The sequence below is a fragment of the Litchfieldella xinjiangensis genome (genome assembly GCF_000759345.1).
GTDB classification, from domain to species: Bacteria; Pseudomonadota; Gammaproteobacteria; order Pseudomonadales; family Halomonadaceae; genus Litchfieldella_A; species Litchfieldella_A xinjiangensis.
Genome location: NZ_JPZL01000001.1, coordinates 753,653 through 773,112, shown reverse-complemented (window position 1 = coordinate 773,112; position 19,460 = coordinate 753,653). Strand labels below are relative to the sequence as shown.

Here is a 19,460-nt window from a genome sequence, read left to right as displayed (position 1 = left end):
CGGCGAGGCCATGCATGACTATTCCTGTTCGTCGTTCATTATCGAATAGTGACCTCGCTTTACCCTGTCTGACTCGTTTTCCTCGATGACCCTAGGTTGCCATACACCGGGGAGCCCTATCATCGACGCCTTGTGGGTCGTAAAGCGTGCGGCCTGCTCTCGCATGCGGCTCGCCTGTTCTTCCAACGCCCTGGCATCATCGCTGGCGACCTCGACGAGTTGAATGTTGTCCTGGGTCACCGCATCCATCTGATTCATGGCGGCACTGAGCTGGGCGATTGCCCGGTGTTGCTCCCCCGATGCTTTGGCGATCTGGGCCATCAGTGCGTCGACTTCGTCGATGGCAACGACGATGGTCTGCATGCCTGACGCCGCGCGCGAGGTCAGGGCATTCCCACGATCGATGCTCGATCGAGAATCATCCACGAGCCCGCGTATCTGGTGCGCTGCCTCGGCGCTGCGAGAGGCCAGGTTGCGTACTTCGTTGGCGACCACGGCGAAGCCCTTGCCCTGGTCGCCGGCTCGAGCGGCCTCGACCGAGGCGTTGAGTGCCAGAATGCTGGTTTGAAACGCCAGGCTATCGATAAGGCCGATGATGTCGTCGATCTGGGCCGAGCGCTGATGGATGTCGCCCATCGTGTCGATGAAGTCCTGGATCACGCGACTCCCTTCCCGGGCCTTTTCCGTGGCATCTTGCGCCACCGTCTTGCCTCGCTCGGCACCATCGGCATTGTGAGCGACCGCGGCAGTCATTTCTGTGAGGGCGGCAGCGGTCCGTTCGAGGGTGGCGCTTTGCTCCTGGGTTCGCTGCGCGAGGTCGTGATTACCGGCATTCATGCGTTGGGCACTGGCCAGCACATGTTGGCTACTGCCATCGAGCTGGGTCGCCATCTCCGCGAGAGAAACGCGCATACGTTCCAGTTCGAGAAACAGCTGGCCCACCTCATTGCGCCCCCGAGCTTCGACCGGCTGGGTCAGATCACCCGCGGTGATTGCACGAAAATGGTCGATAATTCTGCCCAGGGGGCGCATGACATGATGGCGCATGGCCCATAGCGATAGCAACGCGATGACAAGGCTCAGCGTGACGGCCAGGCCGATGGCAAACCGGAGCCACATGTCGAGCTGCTCCGCATGCGATACGAGTCGTTCACCTTCCCGCGCCGAGGCCGAGACGAAATCGTCGACACCCGCGATCAGGGCTTGGCTCATGTCTGTAATGCGTGATTGGCCCGAACGGTAGCCAGCATCGTCCTGGTCCTTCAGCATCATCAACTGCAGGGTCATACCCGTATCGAGCAGTGATTGATAACGTTCTATCAGGCTCTCTGCCACCTCGGTCTGCTCGGGCAGGGAAGGGATGCCGAGGAAGCGATCGAAGGCTTGCCGAGACTGTGACATCAGTGCTTCGGCACGCTCGATGACCGGGCCAGGGCGATCGAACGACGGGATACGCAATAATTCGGCGGCGCGATCCATCTCGATACGAGCCCGAAGTAGGTCGATATACGCTTGATTGAGCGCCTGGGATTGCTCGACATGAATTTCATTGAGCGCGTCGAAAGCGTCTCGGCCGGAGTGGCTGGCGTAGAATCCAAGGGCACCGACGCTGATGACCAGTAGGCTGAAAGTGCCCACCAGTAACGTCCAGGCGGTACGTACGGAGAGGTTATTGAAGAGTTTCATGGGTATCCCTGCTCCCGGTAAAGGTCGTGTTATCAGAACAGAGAGTTATTGCAGTTTGTGGTCGACTTCCGGCGACTGCCGTCTGTCATTAAATGGGAGTATTATTAGCAGCCTAAATTTCTCGCAAGGAGGCTCATTTGGTTCTTAACGCTCGGCGCGTTGCCTTTCTGGTTGCCGCCAACACTGCTCTGGCCCCGTTCGCCATCGATGCCTATCTGCCGGCCATGCCGGCATTGGCCGAGACGATAGGCGCAAGCATTCATCATACCGAGCTATCGATCAGCGTATTCCTGTTCGGCTTCGCCCTGGGCCAGCTGACCTGTGGACCGCTTTCGGATCGGCTGGGACGAAAGCCCGTCCTGCTGGGAGGGCTGGCCGTATTCCTGTTGGCCAGCCTGGCCATCACTCAGGTGGGCACGTTGCATCAACTCTGGGTTCTGCGTTTTATCCAGGCTTTGGGAGGAGGCGCGTGTGTCGTCAACTCGGCGGCCATCGTGCGCGACTGCTTCAGTGGTCGCGAAGCGGCCAAGGTAATGTCGACCATGGCCATGATTCTGATGTTGGCGCCACTGGCCGCACCCGCGGTAGGTAGCGGTCTGCTCTACCTGGCCGATTGGTGGCTGATATTCGTTTTTCTGGCAACCTATGCGGCCTTCCTGATGTGGCTGATGGGGCGTCATCTGCCGGAGACCCGCGATCCCGGGCTTCCGGCAGCCTCGCCTCGGCAAGTGGTGAGAAACTATCTCAGTGTGCTGCGACATCGCGAGGCGATGGGCTATATCTGCGCCGCCTCGATGTCGTTCTCGGGCATGTTCGCCTTCATCACGGCGTCTCCCTTTTTGTATATGGAGCATTATGGCCTCAGTCCGGCCATGTATCCGGTGGTGTTCGGCATCAATGTGCTGGTCATGGCCACGTCGACACGCGTCAATATCCGTTTGATGCGTCGACGCTCGCCGCAGCAGAACTTGCGCCTGGGGCTCGCTATCCAGTTGGCCGCGGCACTGGGCCTGGTACTGGTCGTGGCGACCGGGCTCGATACGCTCTATACCATCGTGCCGCTGGTCATGATGTTCATGGGCGTCATCGGTTTGATTGCCCCTAACGCCATCTCCTCGTTGCTCGAGCATTTCAGCCACATGAGTGCCACGGCCGCCGCCTTGCAGGGCAGTATTCAGTTTTCGTGTGGCGCCTTGGCGGGTGTGCTGGTCGGCGCCTTCGAGATCGACAGTGCCTGGCCAATGGTGGCCACCATGCTTGCCGTCGCGGTGATCGGTAATGTCGGGCTACGCATCCTGGCTGGCCGGGCGGGGCATGCCTGAGGTTTTCGGCGTCTCCTTCGCGGTCTGGTCGGCCTGCAGCCTGACCTTGCTGATCGGTGCTCTGGTGCAACGGATCACCGGGTTTGGACTGGCCGTGGTAGGAACGCCGATCCTGCTGATGCTCGAGCCTCGCCTGGTGCCGGTGATCCTGGTGATTTTCGGGCTTCTGGTGTCGCTGATGATGCTTGGCCAGTACCGGCATGAGGTCCGCGTCACGGTGATCGGCATGGCGTTGGTGGGTCGCATCCCGGGCACCGTGATGGGCACCTGGTTATTGCTGGCGGCACCGCTGGCCGTGCTCGAGAAGATCATTTCCTTGATCGTGCTTTCCGCCGTGGCCGTGAGCCTGTGTCGCATCAGCTTGCCGGTCAATCGCGTCACGCTGTTTATCGCCGGGATACTCTCCGGCGTGTTTGGCACGGTATCGGCGATTGGCGGCCCACCGATTGCCCTGTTGATGCACCGCCTGCCGCCGGACAGTATCCGTGGCAATCTGGCCGCCTTCTTCATCTGCAGTGCGAGCATGACGCTGATTGCCCTGGCATTGGCGGGGCAGATTCGCCTATGGCACCTGGCCATTGCGCTGACCTTCCTTCCCTTCATCGTGATTGGCAATACCTTGGCGCGCCCTCTGGCGCAGCGTGTCGACCGGCGGTTTCTTCAATACGCCTCGCTGGCGATCTCGACCCTGGCTGCCCTCGGCCTACTTTTATGACACAAAGGCTTCACCTGTCATGAAGTTGTCATTTTCGTGCGGCATCGTGTGTCTCGCGAAGGTTGAACACTCTCATCGACAGGAGTTACCCGCATGAATCGCATCCTGCAGTCCCGCGCACTCAAGGCTACCGCCATCGCTGTTGCTGTAATGGGTGTGGCGTCTGCCGCCCACGCGCGTGATCAGATCCGCATCGTCGGCTCGAGCACCGTCTATCCGTTCGCGAGCTACGTCACCGAAGAGTTCGGTGCCACGACCAACAATCCGACACCGGTCATCGAATCCACGGGTTCCGGTGGTGGTATCCGCCTGTTCTGTAACGGGGTGGGTGAGGGAACTCCTGATATTTCAAACGCTTCACGCCGCATCAAGGCCTCTGAACTGGAGCGTTGTGAAGAAAATGGCGTCACCAGCGTCACCGAGGTCAAGATTGGTTCCGATGGTATCGTCTTTGCCCAGTCCAGCCAGAACGACGCGCTCGATCTGACACTGGAGCAGCTGTTCCTGGCGGTTGCCGCCAAGGTGCCGCAGGATGGCGAGTTGGTCGACAACCCCTACCAGAACTGGAGCGATATCGATTCCTCGCTGCCGGATCGCAAGATCTCGATCTACGGACCGCCCAGCACCTCCGGGACCCGCGATGCCTTCGAGGAACTGGTGATGGAAGCGGCTTCCTCTGAAATGGATGTCTACGGTGGCGAAGCCTACACCGACATTCGTGCCGACGGCGCCTACATCGATGCCGGTGAGAATGACAACCTGATCGTTCAGCGCCTGAGCGAGGACACCGGTGCCTTCGGCATCTTCGGTTACTCTTTCCTGGTCGAGAATCCCGACAGCCTGAACGCCGCAAGCATCGAAGGTGTCGAGCCTGAGGTTGAAGCCATCAGTGCCGGCGATTACCCGATCGCGCGTTCCTTGTTCTTCTACGTGAAGAATCAGCACGCTGAAGACGTACCGCCGCTGTATGACTACGTCGACATGTTCGTGTCCGAGACCATGATCGGTGAAGACGGTTACTTGGTTGATATCGGCCTGATCCCGCTGCCCGAGTCAGAGCGTGAACAGACCCGTCAGAAGGTCGAAGAGCGCGCCGAACTCCAGGCATCCGATCTCGAATAAAGGGGTACCGGGCTAACAAGCCTGTCCGGCCGGCAACCCCAGGGTTGCCGGCCGTTGCACGTTCCGGCAGCCAGGCTGTCGAAGTCAACATCGAGAGACATCTATGCAGACCAATCCTCTCCTGGCACTGTTCGGCGGCGCGTTATTGCTGCTGGGTCTGATAGCCTTCTTCATCGGCCGGGCCAAGGCGGCACGCGTGCGTGCCGCGGGCGTGGCCATGCACGCCCAGCCCGACCAGTACGCTTGGTTCGCTGTACTGGCGACTGCGGGGCCGGCGCTACTCGTCAGCGCCCTGGGCGCCTTCGTCATGCTCTTGTTGGGTGCCGAGATCCCGGTGCCTTATTTGCTGGCAGGCAGCCTGATCATCGCTGCCCTCGGATTGATGTTCGGTATCAACAAAGCCAAGCCCGACTTCCATGCCCGCCAGGCCATCGAGCGCGTGATTGGCTGGATCCTGATAGGCGCGGCGCTGATCTCGATTTTCACCACGTTCGGAATCCTGTTCTCGATCGTCTTCGAGGCACTGCGTTTCTTCCAGATGCACAGCTTCTGGGACTTCATCACGGGGACCGTCTGGAACCCCGGGGCGAGCTTCTTGGTTGCCGCCGGGCGAGGCGACGAGGGGGGGGCTGCCGCCCAGTTCGGCTCGGTACCGCTGTTCGCCGGTACGTTCATGATCACGGCGATTGCCATGCTGGTGGCGATTCCCGTCGGCTTGCTCTCGGCCATCTACATGTCCGAGTTTGCCCCTGCCCGCGTGCGTACATTCGCCAAACCGACGCTCGAGGTGTTGGCCGGTATTCCCACCGTGGTTTATGGCTTCTTCGCCGCAATCACCGTGGCCCCGATCATCGTCAATGTGGCGGGTTTCTTCGGTCTCGATGCCTCGTTCAATAACGCCGTGGCTCCCGGGCTGGTCATGGGCATCATGATCATCCCGTTCATCTCGTCGCTGTCCGACGATGTCATTAACTCGGTGCCCGACAGCATGCGCCAGGGATCGCTCGCCTTGGGCATGACCAAGAGCGAGACAATTCGTGATGTAGTCATTCCGGCGGCATTGCCCGGGATCATTTCCGCTTCGCTGCTGGCAGTGTCACGGGCCTTGGGCGAGACCATGATCGTGGTCATGGCCGCCGGCATGCGTCCCAACCTCACCGCCAATCCGCTTGAGGACATGACCACAGTGACAGTACGAATCGTCGCGGCGCTGACCGGCGATCTGGAATTCGAAAGTGCCGAGACGCTCTCTGCCTTTGCGCTGGGACTGGTGCTGTTTGCCGTCACGCTGAGCCTCAATCTGGTGTCGGTGATCATGATCCGTCGCTTCCGCGAAAAGTATCGTGTCAACAATCTGTAAGGCCGAGGGTTCTAACCGATGAATCATTCCTTCGATGAGATCAGCGCCCAGCTCAAGAAGCGTCACCGCAAATCGGCGCGCCTCAAGTGGATTTCGATGGGAGCGTTGGGGCTGGCCGGCCTGTTCCTGGTGCTTTTCTTTAGCGACATGCTCAACAAGGGCTTACCAGCCTTCCAGCAGGCCTACATTCAGGTCGAAGTCGATTACAACGAAGACGCGACTCGCATGGGACGCGCGGCCATGGACCGGGAGATTTCGAGCTTGGTCAGTCGTAGCTTCGAACGTCTCATTCCCGGCATGATTCGCGACAACCCCGATTTGCTCGGTACCAGCGAGCAGCGCTGGGTGCTTGCCAATAGCCAAGTGGATCAGTACCTCAAGGGCCACCGAAACAAGCTGTCGGAGGAGGAGCGGGCGAGGGTCGATGAACTGGCCGAGAGCGGCCAGGTGGAACTCAAGTTCAATACCACCTTTTTCACCAATGGCGACTCCAAAATGGCCGAAAGTGCGGGCATCCTCGCTGCCGTGGTGGGTACCGTCATGACCATGCTCGTGACGCTGGCAATCGCCTTTCCTATCGGAGTGATGACGGCGGTATATCTTGAGGAGTTCGCACCCGACAATCGCCTGACCCAGCTCATCGAGATCAATATAAATAACCTGGCCGCGATTCCGTCGATATTGTTCGGCCTGTTGGGCCTGGCGATCTTCATCAACTTTTTCGGTGTGCCACGTTCCTCTCCTCTGGTGGGGGGGATGACCCTAGCGTTGATGACCCTGCCGGTGATCATCATCGCCACGCGTACGGCACTGCGTAGCGTTCCCGATTCGATCCGGCACGCAGCCTTCGGTGTAGGATGCTCGCGCTGGCAGGCGGTGCGTGATCATGTCCTGCCATTGGCCATGCCGGGCATCATGACCGGTTCGATCATCGGTCTGGCCCAGGCCATGGGGGAGACCGCGCCCTTGATCATCGTCGGCATGGTGGCGTTCATTCCCGACGTCGGCATTTCCTTCACCAATGCAGCCACGGTGATGCCGGCACAAGTATTTACCTGGGCGGGCGAGCCCGAACGTGCCTTTGTCGAGAAGACCGCCGGCGGCATCCTGGTGCTGCTGAGCATCCTGATCGCTCTCAACGCCACCGCGGTAGTGCTGCGCAAGAAATTCGAGCGTCGCTGGTAGATCGTGGCGCAACATACAGGATCAAGCTTATGAATATGCAAGTTGCCGAGCGGGAGAGTAACGCCATGTCCAGTCAGCAATCGGGTCAGCCGGTCACCCGCAACGACAGTGCCAATCATGAACTGAGCATTCGCGTGCGTGACTTGAACCTTTGGTATGGCCAGAACCAGGCGCTGAAGAACATCAGCCTGGATATCTTTCAGAAGAACGTCACGGCATTGATTGGCCCCTCTGGTTGCGGCAAGTCGACCTTCCTGCGCTGCCTGAATCGCATGAACGATCTGATCCCCAGCGTGCGTACCGAGGGATTGGTGGAAATGGATGGGCGTGACGTTAACGATGCGCGCATGGATGAGGTGGCTCTGCGTCGCCGGGTGGGGATGGTATTCCAGAAGCCCAATCCGTTTCCCAAGTCGATATTCGAGAACGTGGCCTATGCACCACGCATGCACGACCTTGTCAGTCGCAAGGCAGAGCAGGAGGAGCTGGTCGAGCAGGCATTGCGAGACGCGGGGCTCTGGAACGAGGTCAAGGACAAGCTCCACCAGCCGGGCACCTCATTGTCCGGTGGTCAGCAGCAGCGTCTATGCATTGCCCGGGCAATTGCAGTCAAGCCTGACGTAATCCTGATGGACGAACCGACCTCGGCGTTGGATCCGATTTCCACCGCGACGATCGAGGACTTGATGGACAAGCTCAAGAAGCAGTTCACCATCGTCACCGTGACCCACAACATGCAGCAGGCTGCGCGGGTGGCCGACTACACAGCGTTTTTCCACCTGGGTGAGGTCATCGAGTACAACGACACCAAGACCATGTTCTCCAACCCGCATACCAAGAAGGCCGAAGACTACATCACCGGCCGTTACGGATAGCCTTCGCCCGAGGGGCATAAAAAGGGAAGCCATGGGCTTCCCTTTTTTCTTGCAGGGCTGACATGAAACGGTCATCTTTCACTACTATATATGGAAAACCATATAAGCTAGAAAATTGGCGCCAAGAGAGGAAGCCTATGACGATTCGTATCGGCATCAACGGTCTGGGGCGCATGGGGCGTCTGACGCTGCGCAGCGTATGGCCCCAGGTCGAGGGCGGTCAGGTCGAGCTGGCGCGGCTCAACGACCCCGGCGGCGATGCGGCCACCTTCGCTCACCTGCTGGAATTCGATTCAGTGCATGGCCACTGGGCCCCCGGACAAGGATTCAAGGCCGAGGGCGAAGCGATCGTCATCGATGGCCGGCGCATCCCGTTCAGCCGCAATCGGGAATTGGCCGACAGTGACTGGTCGGGGTGTGATGTGGTCATCGAGGCGTCAGGCACGATGAAGAGCCGCGACAAGCTTCAAGCCTATCTCGATCAGGGGGTCGCTCGGGTGGTCGTCACGGCACCCATCAAGGAAGAAGGCGTACTCAACGTTGTCATGGGCGTCAACGATGGTCGTTATGACGCCGATAAGCATCGTATCGTCACTGCGGCAAGCTGCACCACGAACTGTATGGCGCCGGTGGTGAAGGTCATTCAAGAAACGTTCGGCATTCGTCACGGCTCGATGACCACCATCCACGACATCACCAATACTCAATCCATCCTCGATACGCCGCACAAGGATTTGCGTCGAGCACGCGCCAACAGTCAGTCTCTTATCCCCACCACGACCGGCTCGGCCAAGGCGATCACGGCGATCTTCCCTGAACTCGATGGCAAGTTGAACGGCCATGCAATACGGGTTCCGTTGCTCAATGCTTCGCTCACCGATATGGTCTTCGAGCTCGAGCGCGCGACCACGGTGGAGGAGGTCAACGCCGCCCTGGAAACGGCCGCTGAGGGTGAACTCGCCGGTATTCTCGGCTATGAGGAGCGGCCCCTGGTCTCGGTCGATTACCGCACAGATCCACGTAGTTCGATCATCGATGCGCTCTCGACCATGGTCGTTAACGGCACCCAGCTCAAGCTCTATGCCTGGTACGACAATGAGTGGGGCTATGCCAACCGTACCGCGGAACTGGCAATGAAGGTTGGCCGTGCCTGACTCTCTTGCCAGCCGCCTCAAGGCATTACCGTTTGAAGTCCGTCAGTATCTACTGATCACGGGAAACTACTGGGCGTTCACGCTGACCGACGGCGCCCTGCGTATGCTGGTGGTGCTGCATTTCCATCAGTTGGGCTATTCGCCCATTGAAGTGGCGATGCTGTTCCTCTTCTACGAGGCGTTCGGGGTCGTGACCAACCTCGTGGGCGGTTGGCTGGGCGCACGTCTCGGGCTCAATCGAACCATGAACGTGGGGCTTGGCCTGCAGATCGTCGCGCTCTGCATGCTCATGGTGCCTGCCGCAGTGCTGACCGTGCCCTGGGTCATGGCAGCCCAGGCATTGTCGGGTATCGCCAAGGACCTCAACAAGATGAGCGCCAAAAGTGCGGTCAAGGTACTCGTACCCAAGGAGAGCGCCAATGCCCAGAGCGCCCTCTATCGCTGGGTGGCGTTGCTCACGGGATCCAAGAACGCCCTCAAGGGGGCGGGCTTCTTCATGGGCGGTGCGCTGCTTTCATTGATTGGTTTCCGTGGCGCGGTCTTGGTCATGGCAGTATTGCTGGTCGCCGTGTTGGCATTGTCGCTGGTGCGGCTGCGCGCCGAGTTGGGACGGCAGAAGCGTAAGCCCAAATTCTCCGAAGTCTTCTCCAAGTCGCGTGCGGTCAATGTACTCTCGGCGGCCAGGCTGTGCCTGTTCGCCTCGCGCGATGTGTGGTTCGTGGTGGCACTGCCGGTGTTTCTCTACGATCAGCACGGCTGGAGCCACTGGACGGTCGGTGGCCTGCTGGCTATCTGGGTCATCGGCTACGGCGGTGTGCAGACGCAAGCCCCGCGTATTACTCGCCTGGTTAAGGGTGATGCTCGAAATCAGACAGCCGTATGGGCCACAGTGCTCGCTGTATTGGCTGCAGCTTTGGCACTGATGCCGTTGGCGGCGGTGGGCTGGCTGGTAATCGGCCTGCTGGCGTTCGGTGTGCTGTTCGCCATCAATTCGAGTTGGCATAGCTACCTGATCGTGCATTACGCGCGGGCCGATGGGGTATCCATGGATGTCGGCTTTTACTACATGGCCAACGCCATGGGGCGGTTGCTGGGTACGGTGCTTTCCGGCTGGCTCTATCAGTGGTACGGCTTGTCCGCCTGCCTGTGGGTAGCCGCGATACTGGTACTCGCTAGCGCCTTGATGGCCCTGGCCCTGCCCCGTGAACAGGTGCAGCAGGAGCGGATCAGCGGTTAAGCTGGGGTTTTCACTGCCCCGAGGGAACCATGCTTCCAACGCCGCTGTTGTATCTGTTCGCCGCGCTTGCCGAGATTGGCGGTTGCTTCGCCTTCTGGGCCTGGTGGCGGCTCGACAGGTCAATCCTATGGTTGGTTCCCGGGGTGGTCAGCCTGGCCTTGTTCGCCTGGTTGCTCAGCCTGTCGAGTGCGGAGTTCGCCGGGCGTGCCTATGCCGCCTATGGCGGGATCTACATCGCCACGTCGCTGGCCTGGCTATGGGCGGTGGAGCATCGCTCGCCCGATCAATGGGACCTGATCGGCGGCGCGGTGTGCCTGGTAGGGGCCGGTATCATCCTCTACGGACCCAGAGCGGTGTAGGTCGCCCAGGCGTAGCGACTGGGCGAACCGTGACCCGATAGGCAGGCCGGTTAGATCACGGCGTGTCGTACCCGAGACGAGACCCATTCGCTCACCACCACCGTCCCAAGGATGAGCAGCAGGATAGTAGCGACCTGAGACCAGGCCAGTACATTGATCGATGATTGCAGCTTGAGCCCGATGCCACCGGCACCCACCAGGCCGAGAATGGTACTTTCACGGATATTGATATCCCACCGGAATACCGAGATCCCCAGGAAGGCAGGAAACACCTGCGGCACGATGGCGTAATTGAGCACTTGTGCGCGGCTTGCGCCGGTCGCGGCAACGGCTTCGACCTGGCTGACCTCCGTTTCCTCGATAGCCTCATAAAGGAGCTTGGCGACAAAGCCAATAGAACGCAGGGCAATGGCAATGATGCCTGCCAGGATTCCCGGTCCGATGATGGCCACCAGCAACAGCGCCCAGATGAGCGAATTGATCGAACGCGACGTGACGATGATGAACAAGGCGGCAGGGCGCACGAAAAGCGGGGAAGGCGTGGTATTGCGCGCGGCGAGGAAGGCAACGGGGACGGCCAGGATGACACCGAACAGGGTGCCCAGTGTGGCGATGTTGAGCGTATCCCAGAGTGGCTTCATCAGCTCCGGCAAATAACTCAGCCGAGGCGGAAACATGCGATTGCCGATATCGGCTGCCTGGGTGGGTGCGTCGGTGACGAACACCCACATCGTATTGGCATTCATGACGTGCCAGCACCCTACGAACAGGGCCACCAGCAGTAGCCAGCCCGCCCACAGGGCAAGGCGCGCTCGCGGCGTGCGGAAGGTCCATATCTGAGAGTAGTGTTCGGGATTACCGCTTGGCGTCGAATGGCTCATTGAAGAAACCTTCTGAGATAACTGGAGCTGTACTCGACCACCATGACAATGCCGATGACGATCAGCAGGATGGCACCGGCACTGTCGTATTCGTAGCGATCGATGGCCGTGTTCAGGGTGGCGCCGATACCGCCCGCGCCGACGATGCCGATGACGGCGCTCTCGCGGAAGTTGATATCGAGGCGATACAGGGAGAGGCCAATCAGGCGAGGCATGACCTGTGGTTGCACCGCATAATGCAAGAGTTGCCACCAGCTGGCGCCGGTTGCGCGAATCGCTTCGGCCTGGCTTTCATCGATTTCCTCGATGTCGTCAGCCAGAAGCTTCGATAGAAAGCCGATCGAGGCGAAGGCCAAGGTGATGAACCCGGCAAACGGGCCGAAGCCGAACATCGCCACGAGAAAGATCGCAATGATGATTTCCTGCAGCGAGCGACTGACGGCAATGATTGAACGACACACCATGTAGACGGGACGAGGAACGAGGTTGCGGGCGGCGCCTATGCCGATGGGCACCGAGACCAGCACCCCTACCACCGTTGCGGTCAAGGTCATGGTGAGACTTTCGATCAGGCCTTGCTGGATGTCTCGCCAGCGGCTGGTGAAGTCGGGCTGCAAAAAGCCTTCCACGAAGCGCTGTCCGCGTTCCAGGCCATCGATCACTCGGCTCCAGCTCACTTCCAACGAGCCGAAGGCCATGACGAGGTAGGCCAGGATTGCCAATTGGATCGCCCACCGCCAGCGCCGGTCCCGAATGATCTGTGGGGGGCGTTTCCACTGCTTGGGATAGGAGGCGGCCTGGCTCATCGAGCGACCCCCGCCAAGTGTAGGGCCGCGTCCCGCTCGGCGTCCTTATCGTCTTCATGCTCCTGACGCATGGCCGTCCAATCCTCGGTACCGTAGATGTCGGTGAGTACTGGCTCGGTCAGGGTGGCCGGCGTCCCGTCGAACACGACCTGCCCGGCACGTAACCCGATGATTCTGTCCATGAACTGCTTGGCCAGCGGCACATCGTGGATGTTGACGATAGCCGGCAGGTTTCTTTCGAGGCAGATCTCTTGAATCAGGCGCATGATCTGTCGGCTGGTCTTGGGATCGAGACTCGCAGTGGGCTCGTCGATCAGAAGCAGGTCGGGTTCCTGGGCCAAGGCGCGGGCGATCCCCACACGCTGACGTTGGCCACCGGATAGGGCATCGGCGCGTTTGTCTGCATGCGCGAGTAGGCCGACACGATCCAGCAACCGATAGGCGTTTTCGATATCCGGGCCTGGAAAACGCCGGGTGAAACTGCGCCAGAAGGGGACATAGCCCAGGCGCCCCGAAAGTACGTTTTCCATCACCGTCAATCGTTCGACCAGCGCGTACTCCTGGAAGATCATGCCGATTCGGCGGCGAGCGCGGCGTAGCTCGGCGCCATTGAGGGAGACGAGCTCGGTGCCGCCAAGGGCCACTTCGCCTGATGACGGCGCAACGAGACAGTTGATGCAGCGAATCAGAGTCGACTTGCCCGCTCCGGAAGGACCGATCAGCCCGAGTACCTGACCACGGGACACGCTGAAGGAGACGTCACGCAGGGCGGTATCGCCGGTTGGGTAAGTCTTGGAAAGATGCTTGATGGTTAACATGACGACCTCTAACAAACGGTAAGCGCGGACAAAGTGTGTCCGCGCCAACGAAGCTCACTCCGATATGAGCCGAAACGACCTAGAATCAGGGGCAGTCGTATTCGACACCGTTTGCATCGTCGATCTGGCGGATGACCGCCCAGTGTTCCTTGAAGGTGATGGGGATGAACTTCTCTTCACCGTTGCGGCCGAACTCTTCTGCCAGCGCCGAGCCTTCCCAGTCGAAGCTGAAGAATGCCTCCTGAATGGCTTCTTGAAGCTCGGGGGTCAGGTTGTAGACCACGCCATACCCAGTGGTGGGGAAGGTATCGGACTGGTAGATCACCTCTATCTGGTCTTCCTCGATCACGCCGCGCTCGAGCATGCGTGTCTTGACCGAGTTGGCGATGGTCGCCACTTCATAGTCCTTGTTGGCGACACCCAGGACGGAGTTGTCATGCTTGCCCGAGAAATCGACCTGGTAATCCTCGCCCGACACCATGCCGAATTCGGATTCCATCAGAGCCGTAGGCGCCTTGAAGCCTGAATTCGAGGTCTCGGAGGTGTGGGTCAGCGTGCGACCGCGGATGTCCTCGACTTCACGAATCTCTGATCCCGGATACGTGATGATCTCCATTTCATAGCCGAACGAGCCATCCTCGGCCGCCATCATGGCAAAGGGACGGAAACCGGCACACGACACGGCCAGGGGGTTCGAGCCGGTGTTGAAGCCTGCCACATGCAAGCGCCCAGCCCGCATGGCTTCGATCTGTGCAGCGTTGGATTGCACCGGGAAGAACTGGACCTTCTTGCCGGTCTTTTCCTCCATGTGCGACAGGAAACCGGCCCATACGTCGGCATACACGGCAGGGTCTTCGACCGGCGTGTAGGCAAAGACCAAGGTGTCCGGGTCGAGCCACTGCGACTCGTCTTCGGGAATGTCCGCTACCAGGTCGCCATCGGCGTCGGTGTAGCGCTCGCTGAGCGAGAATTCGGCGTGGGCAACCGATAGGCTCGTTGCCAGCGCTGCGCCAAGGATGGCGGTTCCGATAAGGGTACGTTCCAAAGTGATTGGCATGGCCAGTTCCTTGCTGTCGTTATCAACAGCGGCCATGGTGGACAAGCCACGTGACAGTTAAGCGTCAGACAGGTGACGGCTTCATGACGGGGCTCAGTCGCGTCCAGCGGCAGGGAAGTGATGCCGTGTATCGTTGGCGATACGCACCAGTGCCAGCATGACCGGTACCTCTACGAGTACGCCCACCACCGTGGCCAGTGCCGCACCCGATTGCAGCCCGAACAGGGCGATGGCCGCGGCCACGGCCAACTCGAAGAAATTGCTGGCGCCGATCATCGCACCGGGGGCCGCCACGCAATGGGGTACCCGCCACAGCTTGGCCCAGCCGTAGGCGAGAAAGAAGATCAGGAAGGTCTGTACGATCAGCGGAATCGCGATCAGCACGATGTGCAGCGGGTTGTCGAGCAGGACCTCACCCTGAAAGGCGAAGAGTAGGACCAGCGTAACGATTAGCCCGATCGGCGTGACCGGGGCCACGCGCTTCAAGAAGACATCATCGAACCATGCAGCCCCCCGCCGGGCGATCACTATCCGCCGAGTCGCATAGCCGGCGGTGAGCGGGATCACGATGTAGAGCACTACCGACAGCGCGACCGTATCCCAGGGGACTTGAATGTTCGACACCCCGAGCAGAAGGACCACGATGGGAGCGAAGGCGAACAGCATGATCATGTCGTTCACCGAGACCTGTACCAGGGTGTAGGCGGCATCGCCCCGGGTGAGCGTGCTCCAGACGAAGACCATGGCCGTACAAGGGGCCGCACCCAGCAGGATGGCACCTGCCAGGTATTGCTGGGCCAGCGGTTCGGGTATCCATGGGCGGAACGCCACCATCAGGAAGAACCAGGCGATGGCGAACATGCTGAACGGCTTGATCAACCAATTGACCGTGGTCGTGATCACCAACCCCTTGGGCTGGCGGCGTACGCCGAGTACCGAGCTGAAATCGATCTGCAACATCATCGGGAAGATCATTGCCCAGATCAAAATGGCGACGGGAATAGAAACCTGGGCAACCTCGAAACGCGCGAGGGCCTGGGGGGCCGCCGGCGCAAATTGGCCGAGCACTATACCTGCGACGATGGCCAACGCTACCCATAACGAGAGGTAACGCTCAAACACGCCCATGCCTTCGGCGATGCTTTTAGCCTGTTGCTGCTGTTGTGCGCTCACGGTCGGTTTCCTTGCGTCTCGGGGAGAGGTACCTGATGCTCCATTGGAAGGTTCAGAAGATATATGGTAATTCGTATGTGTCAATCCGTTGCCACACTACGGCCGCCTCCCCACATGGTGAGCCTCTCGATACTTGCCTTCACGATGTCACACGCCCGTGGTACACAAGCCAAGCCGAACAAAAGGATAGGGTGCATGGGATTATCGATACTTGCCGTCAGCGCCGGCGCCGTGCTGGGTGCCAACCTGAGGTGGCTGCTGGGGCTTTGGCTCAATGCCGCGTTTCCGACCATTCCGCCGGGCACATTGGTAGCCAACTGGCTCGGGGCCTGGGCGATCGGTATCGCTATCGGGGTATTTGCCTATCTCCCCTCGCTTTCACCCGAGTGGCGACTCTTCGTGGTAACGGGATTCCTGGGCGCTTTGACGACATTCTCGACCTTTTCCGCCGAGATGTTTGGCAATATCCAGGCCGAGCGCTGGGGAGCCGCGTTGGGTGGAATTGCGTTGCATTTGGGAGGCTCCTTGCTGATGACCGGGCTGGGCCTGGCCACGTTTGCAGGCCTTCGCGCCCTGCTGGGGGCGCTACGGTGAGAGTGGAATCGCCCGCTTACCGGGCGCGCGAGGTATTCTCGGCCTTTCTGCTGCTGGGATTGACGGCCTTCGGCGGGCCTATTGCGCACCTGGGCTATTTCCGCGAGGCGTTCGTGGTGCGTCGGAAGTGGCTCGACGAACAGAGCTATGCCGAGCTGGTGGCCCTGTGTCAGTTTCTTCCCGGGCCAGCCAGCAGCCAGGTGGGTTTTGCTCTGGGGCTGCTGCGCGCGGGGCCCTGGGGGGCGGCGGCGGCGTGGCTTGCGTTCACGCTTCCTTCGGCGATCCTCATGGTGCTGTTCGCCTTTGCGGCGAATGCGTTGCAAGGCCCGCTGGGCAGCGGCTTGGTACACGGGCTCAAGCTCGTTGCCGTGGCGATCGTCGCCCATGCCGTCTGGGGCATGGCTCGGAACCTGTGCCCGGACCGGGCCCGGGCCACGATCGCCTTGATGGCGGCTATCATCGTCGTGAGCGTCAATGACCCATTGGGGCAGGTGGCGGCCATTGGCATGGGCGCCCTGGTAGGTCGAGTCGTCTATCGCGGCGCGCTTTACGGCAGCACGCATTCGCTCTCACTCCCGGTGACGCGCAGGGCTGGCCTGGCGGCGCTGGGCCTGTTCTTTATGTTGCTGCTGGGATTGCCGCTATGGGTGTGGATGGGGGCCGGTCAGGCGATCAGCGTCGTCGATGCGTTCTATCGCGCCGGGACGCTGGTGTTCGGAGGCGGTCATGTCGTGTTGCCGCTGCTGCAGGCCGAGGTCGTGGCGTCCGGCTGGGTCGATGCGGATCGGTTTCTGACGGGCTATGGTGCGGCGCAAGCGGTTCCAGGCCCGCTTTTCACCTTTTCGGCTTATCTGGGCGCGTTAGTTGAACTCTCGCCCCATGGCCTAGTGGGGGCGGGCCTGGCTTTGCTGGCCATTTTCCTGCCCGGTTTTCTTCTGCTGATAGGCGTGTTGTCCTTCTGGGGTAGCTTTCGACAGCGTCCCGGTGCCCAGGCGTTGATTTACGGTGCCAATGCGGCGGCGGTGGGCATTCTCGGGGCAGCGTTCTATCACCCGGTCTGGACCAGCGCGGTGCTCACCCCGTTTGATTTTGCCGTGGCGCTGACGGGCTTCGTGCTGCTGACGGTATGGAGGGTTCCGCCCTGGGCCGTCGTGCCGGTCGTGGCCCTGGGCGGTCTTATCGTCGATTTGGGCGCTTAATCGACCAGCTCGATGGCCACGGCCGTGGCTTCGCCGCCACCGATGCACAGGCTGGCGACGCCGCGTCGGCCGCCCTTGACGCGCAAGGCATTGATCAGTGTGGCAATGATGCGAGAGCCGGTTGAGCCCACCGGATGGCCCTGGGCACAGGCGCCACCGAACACATTGACCTTGTCGTGAGAGATGCTGAGCCCGTCCATGGCCAGCAGCGTGACCACGGCAAAGGCTTCGTTGATCTCGAACAGGTCGACATCATTCACTCCCCAGCGGAGCTTTTTCAGCAGCTTATCGATGGCGCCCACCGGCGCCACGGTAAATTCGCTGGGGTGCTGGGAATGCGTGGCGTGGCCCAGCATGCGCGCGATGGGGCAGGCGCCGTGCTGGTCCGCTGCGGATTGGCTCGCAAGTATCAACGCCGAGGCCCCATCCGAGATCGAGCTGGCATTGGCGGCGGTGATGGTACCGTCCTTGGCAAAGGCCGGGCGCAGGGTGCGGATCTTGTCGAGTTTGGCCTGGAACGGCTGCTCGTCATGGTCGACCACGCTGTCGCCTTGGCGCGTGGTCACGGTGACGGGCGCCATTTCGCCCTTGAGATGGCCGGCTTCGTGGGCGGCCATGGCACGCTCCAGCGAGGCAATGGCGAAGTCGTCCATACGCTCGCGGGAGTAGCCCCGCTCATCGGCCACCTGCTGGGCGAAGACGCCCATCAGCTTTCCCGTTTCGGCATCTTCGAGGCCGTCGTAGAACATATGGTCCTTCAACTCACCGTGGCCCAGACGGTAGCCGCTGCGCGCCTTGGTCAGGATGTGCGGGGCATTGGACATCGATTCCATGCCACCGGCCAGCACGATCTCGCCGCTACCGGCACGGATCAGGTCGTGTGCCAGCATGGCAGCCTTCATGCCAGAGCCGCACAGCTTGTTGATAGTGGTGGCACCGATGGCATCGGGAATACCGGCCTGGCGCATGGCCTGGCGGGCCGGACCCTGCTTGACCCCGCCTGGCAACACGCAGCCGAGGATGCCTTCGTCGATGGACGTGCTATCGAGCTTGGCACGCTCGAGGGCGGCGCGAATGGCGGTCGCGGCGAGCTCAGGTGCGGTGAGGCTCGACAGGCTGCCCTGCATGCCGCCCATGGGGGTGCGAGCGGCGGACAGTATGACGATGTCGTCTCGAGACATGGCTGTAACTCCTGGGGCGGCTTCTACATGGCGCAGCTATCGCCCCGATACAAGATAGTGGGCCATAGGTGGCGACAGCGTTGACCGTCGGATGGGCCTATGGTTTGCTCCATCATAACCAAGCAAGCGCTAGTGTAAATTCGATGAACGTCGTGAACGAGTCGCCCCGTCGCAAGGAACTGACCCGCATCGCTGCCCAGCTTTTCGTACAAGAGGGGTTCGATCGCACCACCGTGCGCATGCTGGCCCGGGAGATGGGCATCAAGTCAGGCAGCCTGTTTCACCACTTCGACGACAAGCAGGAAATTCTCTGCGCTGTGATTGAAGAGGGGACCCATAACGCACTGACCCTGGCCCAGGCTGCACTGGCCACTTGCGGCGAGAGTGCCGAAGCGCGCCTGCACGCCATGGCCCGGGCCCACCTGGAGACGTTGCTCACCGATCGCAACGCGCATGTCGTGGCTCTTTACGAATGGCGACGCCTCGACGAAGGGGCGCGTCAGCATCTCGGTCACCTGCGAGACGCATACGAAGCCTTGTGGCAGGAGGTCATTGGCGATGCGCTGGAGGCCGGATTGATTCGTGGCGACCGCTTCCTGATATCGCGCTTCGTGCTCGGAGCGCTGAACTGGACGGTGCGCTGGTACGACCCGGAGGGCCCCCGATCTCCCGAAGACCTGGCCCATGAACTCATCGCGATGCTCACCCCACAAGGGCGAGCGTGACGCTATCCTGG

General features: G+C 60.7%; 19 protein-coding genes. 12 read left to right on the top strand and 7 right to left on the bottom strand.

Going from position 1 to position 19,460, the window contains the following annotated elements:
• Positions 1-18: 18 nt before the first annotated feature.
• Positions 19-1,686, bottom strand: a complete 1,668-nt coding sequence (locus JH15_RS03715) for a methyl-accepting chemotaxis protein (protein ID WP_043527126.1) — start codon at positions 1,684-1,686, stop codon at positions 19-21.
• 137 nt (positions 1,687-1,823) lie between these two features.
• Between JH15_RS03715 and JH15_RS03710 the strand changes: the two genes are divergently transcribed.
• From JH15_RS03710 to JH15_RS03670, 9 genes are all read left to right on the top strand, one after another.
• A complete protein-coding gene (locus JH15_RS03710; RefSeq protein WP_043527124.1) occupies positions 1,824-3,008 on the top strand; it encodes a Bcr/CflA family multidrug efflux MFS transporter in 1,185 nt (394 codons plus the stop codon).
• Positions 3,001-3,723: a sulfite exporter TauE/SafE family protein gene (locus JH15_RS03705; protein ID WP_043528752.1), complete on the top strand. Its 723-nt coding sequence runs from the start codon at positions 3,001-3,003 to the stop codon at positions 3,721-3,723. Before JH15_RS03710 ends, JH15_RS03705 begins: the two co-directional genes overlap by 8 nt.
• Positions 3,724-3,816: 93 nt before the next feature.
• Positions 3,817-4,845 (top strand): PstS family phosphate ABC transporter substrate-binding protein, encoded by a 1,029-nt coding sequence (locus JH15_RS03700; protein ID WP_043527122.1) that lies wholly within the window; start codon positions 3,817-3,819, stop codon positions 4,843-4,845.
• A gap of 103 nt (positions 4,846-4,948) precedes the next feature.
• Entirely contained in the window at positions 4,949-6,205 is a 1,257-nt protein-coding gene (pstC, locus tag JH15_RS03695) for a phosphate ABC transporter permease subunit PstC (protein WP_043527120.1), read from the top strand.
• A gap of 18 nt (positions 6,206-6,223) precedes the next feature.
• Positions 6,224-7,390, top strand: coding sequence for a phosphate ABC transporter permease PstA (pstA, locus tag JH15_RS03690; protein WP_043527118.1), 1,167 nt, complete (start codon positions 6,224-6,226; stop codon positions 7,388-7,390).
• 65 nt (positions 7,391-7,455) lie between these two features.
• Positions 7,456-8,265 carry a phosphate ABC transporter ATP-binding protein PstB gene (pstB, locus tag JH15_RS03685; RefSeq protein WP_043528751.1) on the top strand — a complete coding sequence of 270 codons (810 nt, stop codon included), beginning with the start codon at positions 7,456-7,458 and terminating at the stop codon, positions 8,263-8,265.
• Positions 8,266-8,402: 137 nt separating this feature from the next.
• Positions 8,403-9,419, top strand: a complete 1,017-nt coding sequence (locus tag JH15_RS03680) for an ArsJ-associated glyceraldehyde-3-phosphate dehydrogenase (protein ID WP_043527115.1) — start codon at positions 8,403-8,405, stop codon at positions 9,417-9,419.
• Positions 9,412-10,656 (top strand): organoarsenical effux MFS transporter ArsJ, encoded by a 1,245-nt coding sequence (gene arsJ, locus JH15_RS03675; RefSeq protein WP_043527113.1) that lies wholly within the window; start codon positions 9,412-9,414, stop codon positions 10,654-10,656. The genes JH15_RS03680 and arsJ overlap by 8 nt, the downstream gene beginning before the upstream one ends.
• Before the next feature lie 29 nt (positions 10,657-10,685).
• Positions 10,686-11,015, top strand: a complete 330-nt coding sequence (locus JH15_RS03670) for a YnfA family protein (RefSeq protein WP_043527110.1) — start codon at positions 10,686-10,688, stop codon at positions 11,013-11,015.
• A gap of 50 nt (positions 11,016-11,065) precedes the next feature.
• On the opposite strand, the gene phnE (JH15_RS03665) is transcribed toward JH15_RS03670, so the two are convergent.
• The 5 genes from phnE (JH15_RS03665) to arsB all read right to left on the bottom strand — a co-directional run bounded on the left by phnE (JH15_RS03665) (position 11,066) and on the right by arsB (position 15,705).
• A complete protein-coding gene (gene phnE, locus JH15_RS03665) occupies positions 11,066-11,896 on the bottom strand; it encodes a phosphonate ABC transporter, permease protein PhnE (protein ID WP_043527108.1) in 831 nt (276 codons plus the stop codon).
• Positions 11,893-12,702, bottom strand: coding sequence for a phosphonate ABC transporter, permease protein PhnE (phnE, locus tag JH15_RS03660; RefSeq protein ID WP_043527105.1), 810 nt, complete (start codon positions 12,700-12,702; stop codon positions 11,893-11,895). Before phnE (JH15_RS03660) ends, phnE (JH15_RS03665) begins: the two co-directional genes overlap by 4 nt.
• Positions 12,699-13,520, bottom strand: a complete 822-nt coding sequence (gene phnC / locus JH15_RS03655) for a phosphonate ABC transporter ATP-binding protein (RefSeq protein ID WP_043527102.1) — start codon at positions 13,518-13,520, stop codon at positions 12,699-12,701. The genes phnE (JH15_RS03660) and phnC overlap by 4 nt, the downstream gene beginning before the upstream one ends.
• An 85-nt stretch (positions 13,521-13,605) precedes the next feature.
• Positions 13,606-14,577 carry a phosphate/phosphite/phosphonate ABC transporter substrate-binding protein gene (phnD, locus tag JH15_RS03650; protein ID WP_043527100.1) on the bottom strand — a complete coding sequence of 324 codons (972 nt, stop codon included), beginning with the start codon at positions 14,575-14,577 and terminating at the stop codon, positions 13,606-13,608.
• A gap of 93 nt (positions 14,578-14,670) precedes the next feature.
• Positions 14,671-15,705 (bottom strand): ACR3 family arsenite efflux transporter, encoded by a 1,035-nt coding sequence (gene arsB, locus JH15_RS03645; RefSeq protein WP_081948937.1) that lies wholly within the window; start codon positions 15,703-15,705, stop codon positions 14,671-14,673.
• A 240-nt stretch (positions 15,706-15,945) separates the two neighbouring features.
• On the opposite strand from arsB, the gene crcB reads away from it, so the two are divergent.
• Both crcB and chrA read left to right on the top strand, forming a co-directional pair.
• Positions 15,946-16,344 carry a fluoride efflux transporter CrcB gene (crcB, locus tag JH15_RS18005; RefSeq protein ID WP_043527094.1) on the top strand — a complete coding sequence of 133 codons (399 nt, stop codon included), beginning with the start codon at positions 15,946-15,948 and terminating at the stop codon, positions 16,342-16,344.
• Entirely contained in the window at positions 16,341-17,543 is a 1,203-nt protein-coding gene (gene chrA / locus JH15_RS03635) for a chromate efflux transporter (protein ID WP_043527091.1), read from the top strand. Before crcB ends, chrA begins: the two co-directional genes overlap by 4 nt.
• On the opposite strand, the gene JH15_RS03630 is transcribed toward chrA, so the two are convergent.
• Positions 17,540-18,724 (bottom strand): acetyl-CoA C-acyltransferase, encoded by a 1,185-nt coding sequence (locus JH15_RS03630; RefSeq protein ID WP_043527088.1) that lies wholly within the window; start codon positions 18,722-18,724, stop codon positions 17,540-17,542. The genes chrA and JH15_RS03630 overlap by 4 nt on opposite strands.
• Positions 18,725-18,867: 143 nt before the next feature.
• Here JH15_RS03630 and JH15_RS03625 point away from each other — a divergent pair, with 143 nt between their 5' ends.
• On the top strand, positions 18,868-19,449 hold the full coding sequence (locus JH15_RS03625; protein WP_043527086.1) for a TetR/AcrR family transcriptional regulator: 582 nt from the start codon (positions 18,868-18,870) through the stop codon (positions 19,447-19,449).
• The last annotated feature ends 11 nt before the right edge of the window (positions 19,450-19,460 follow it).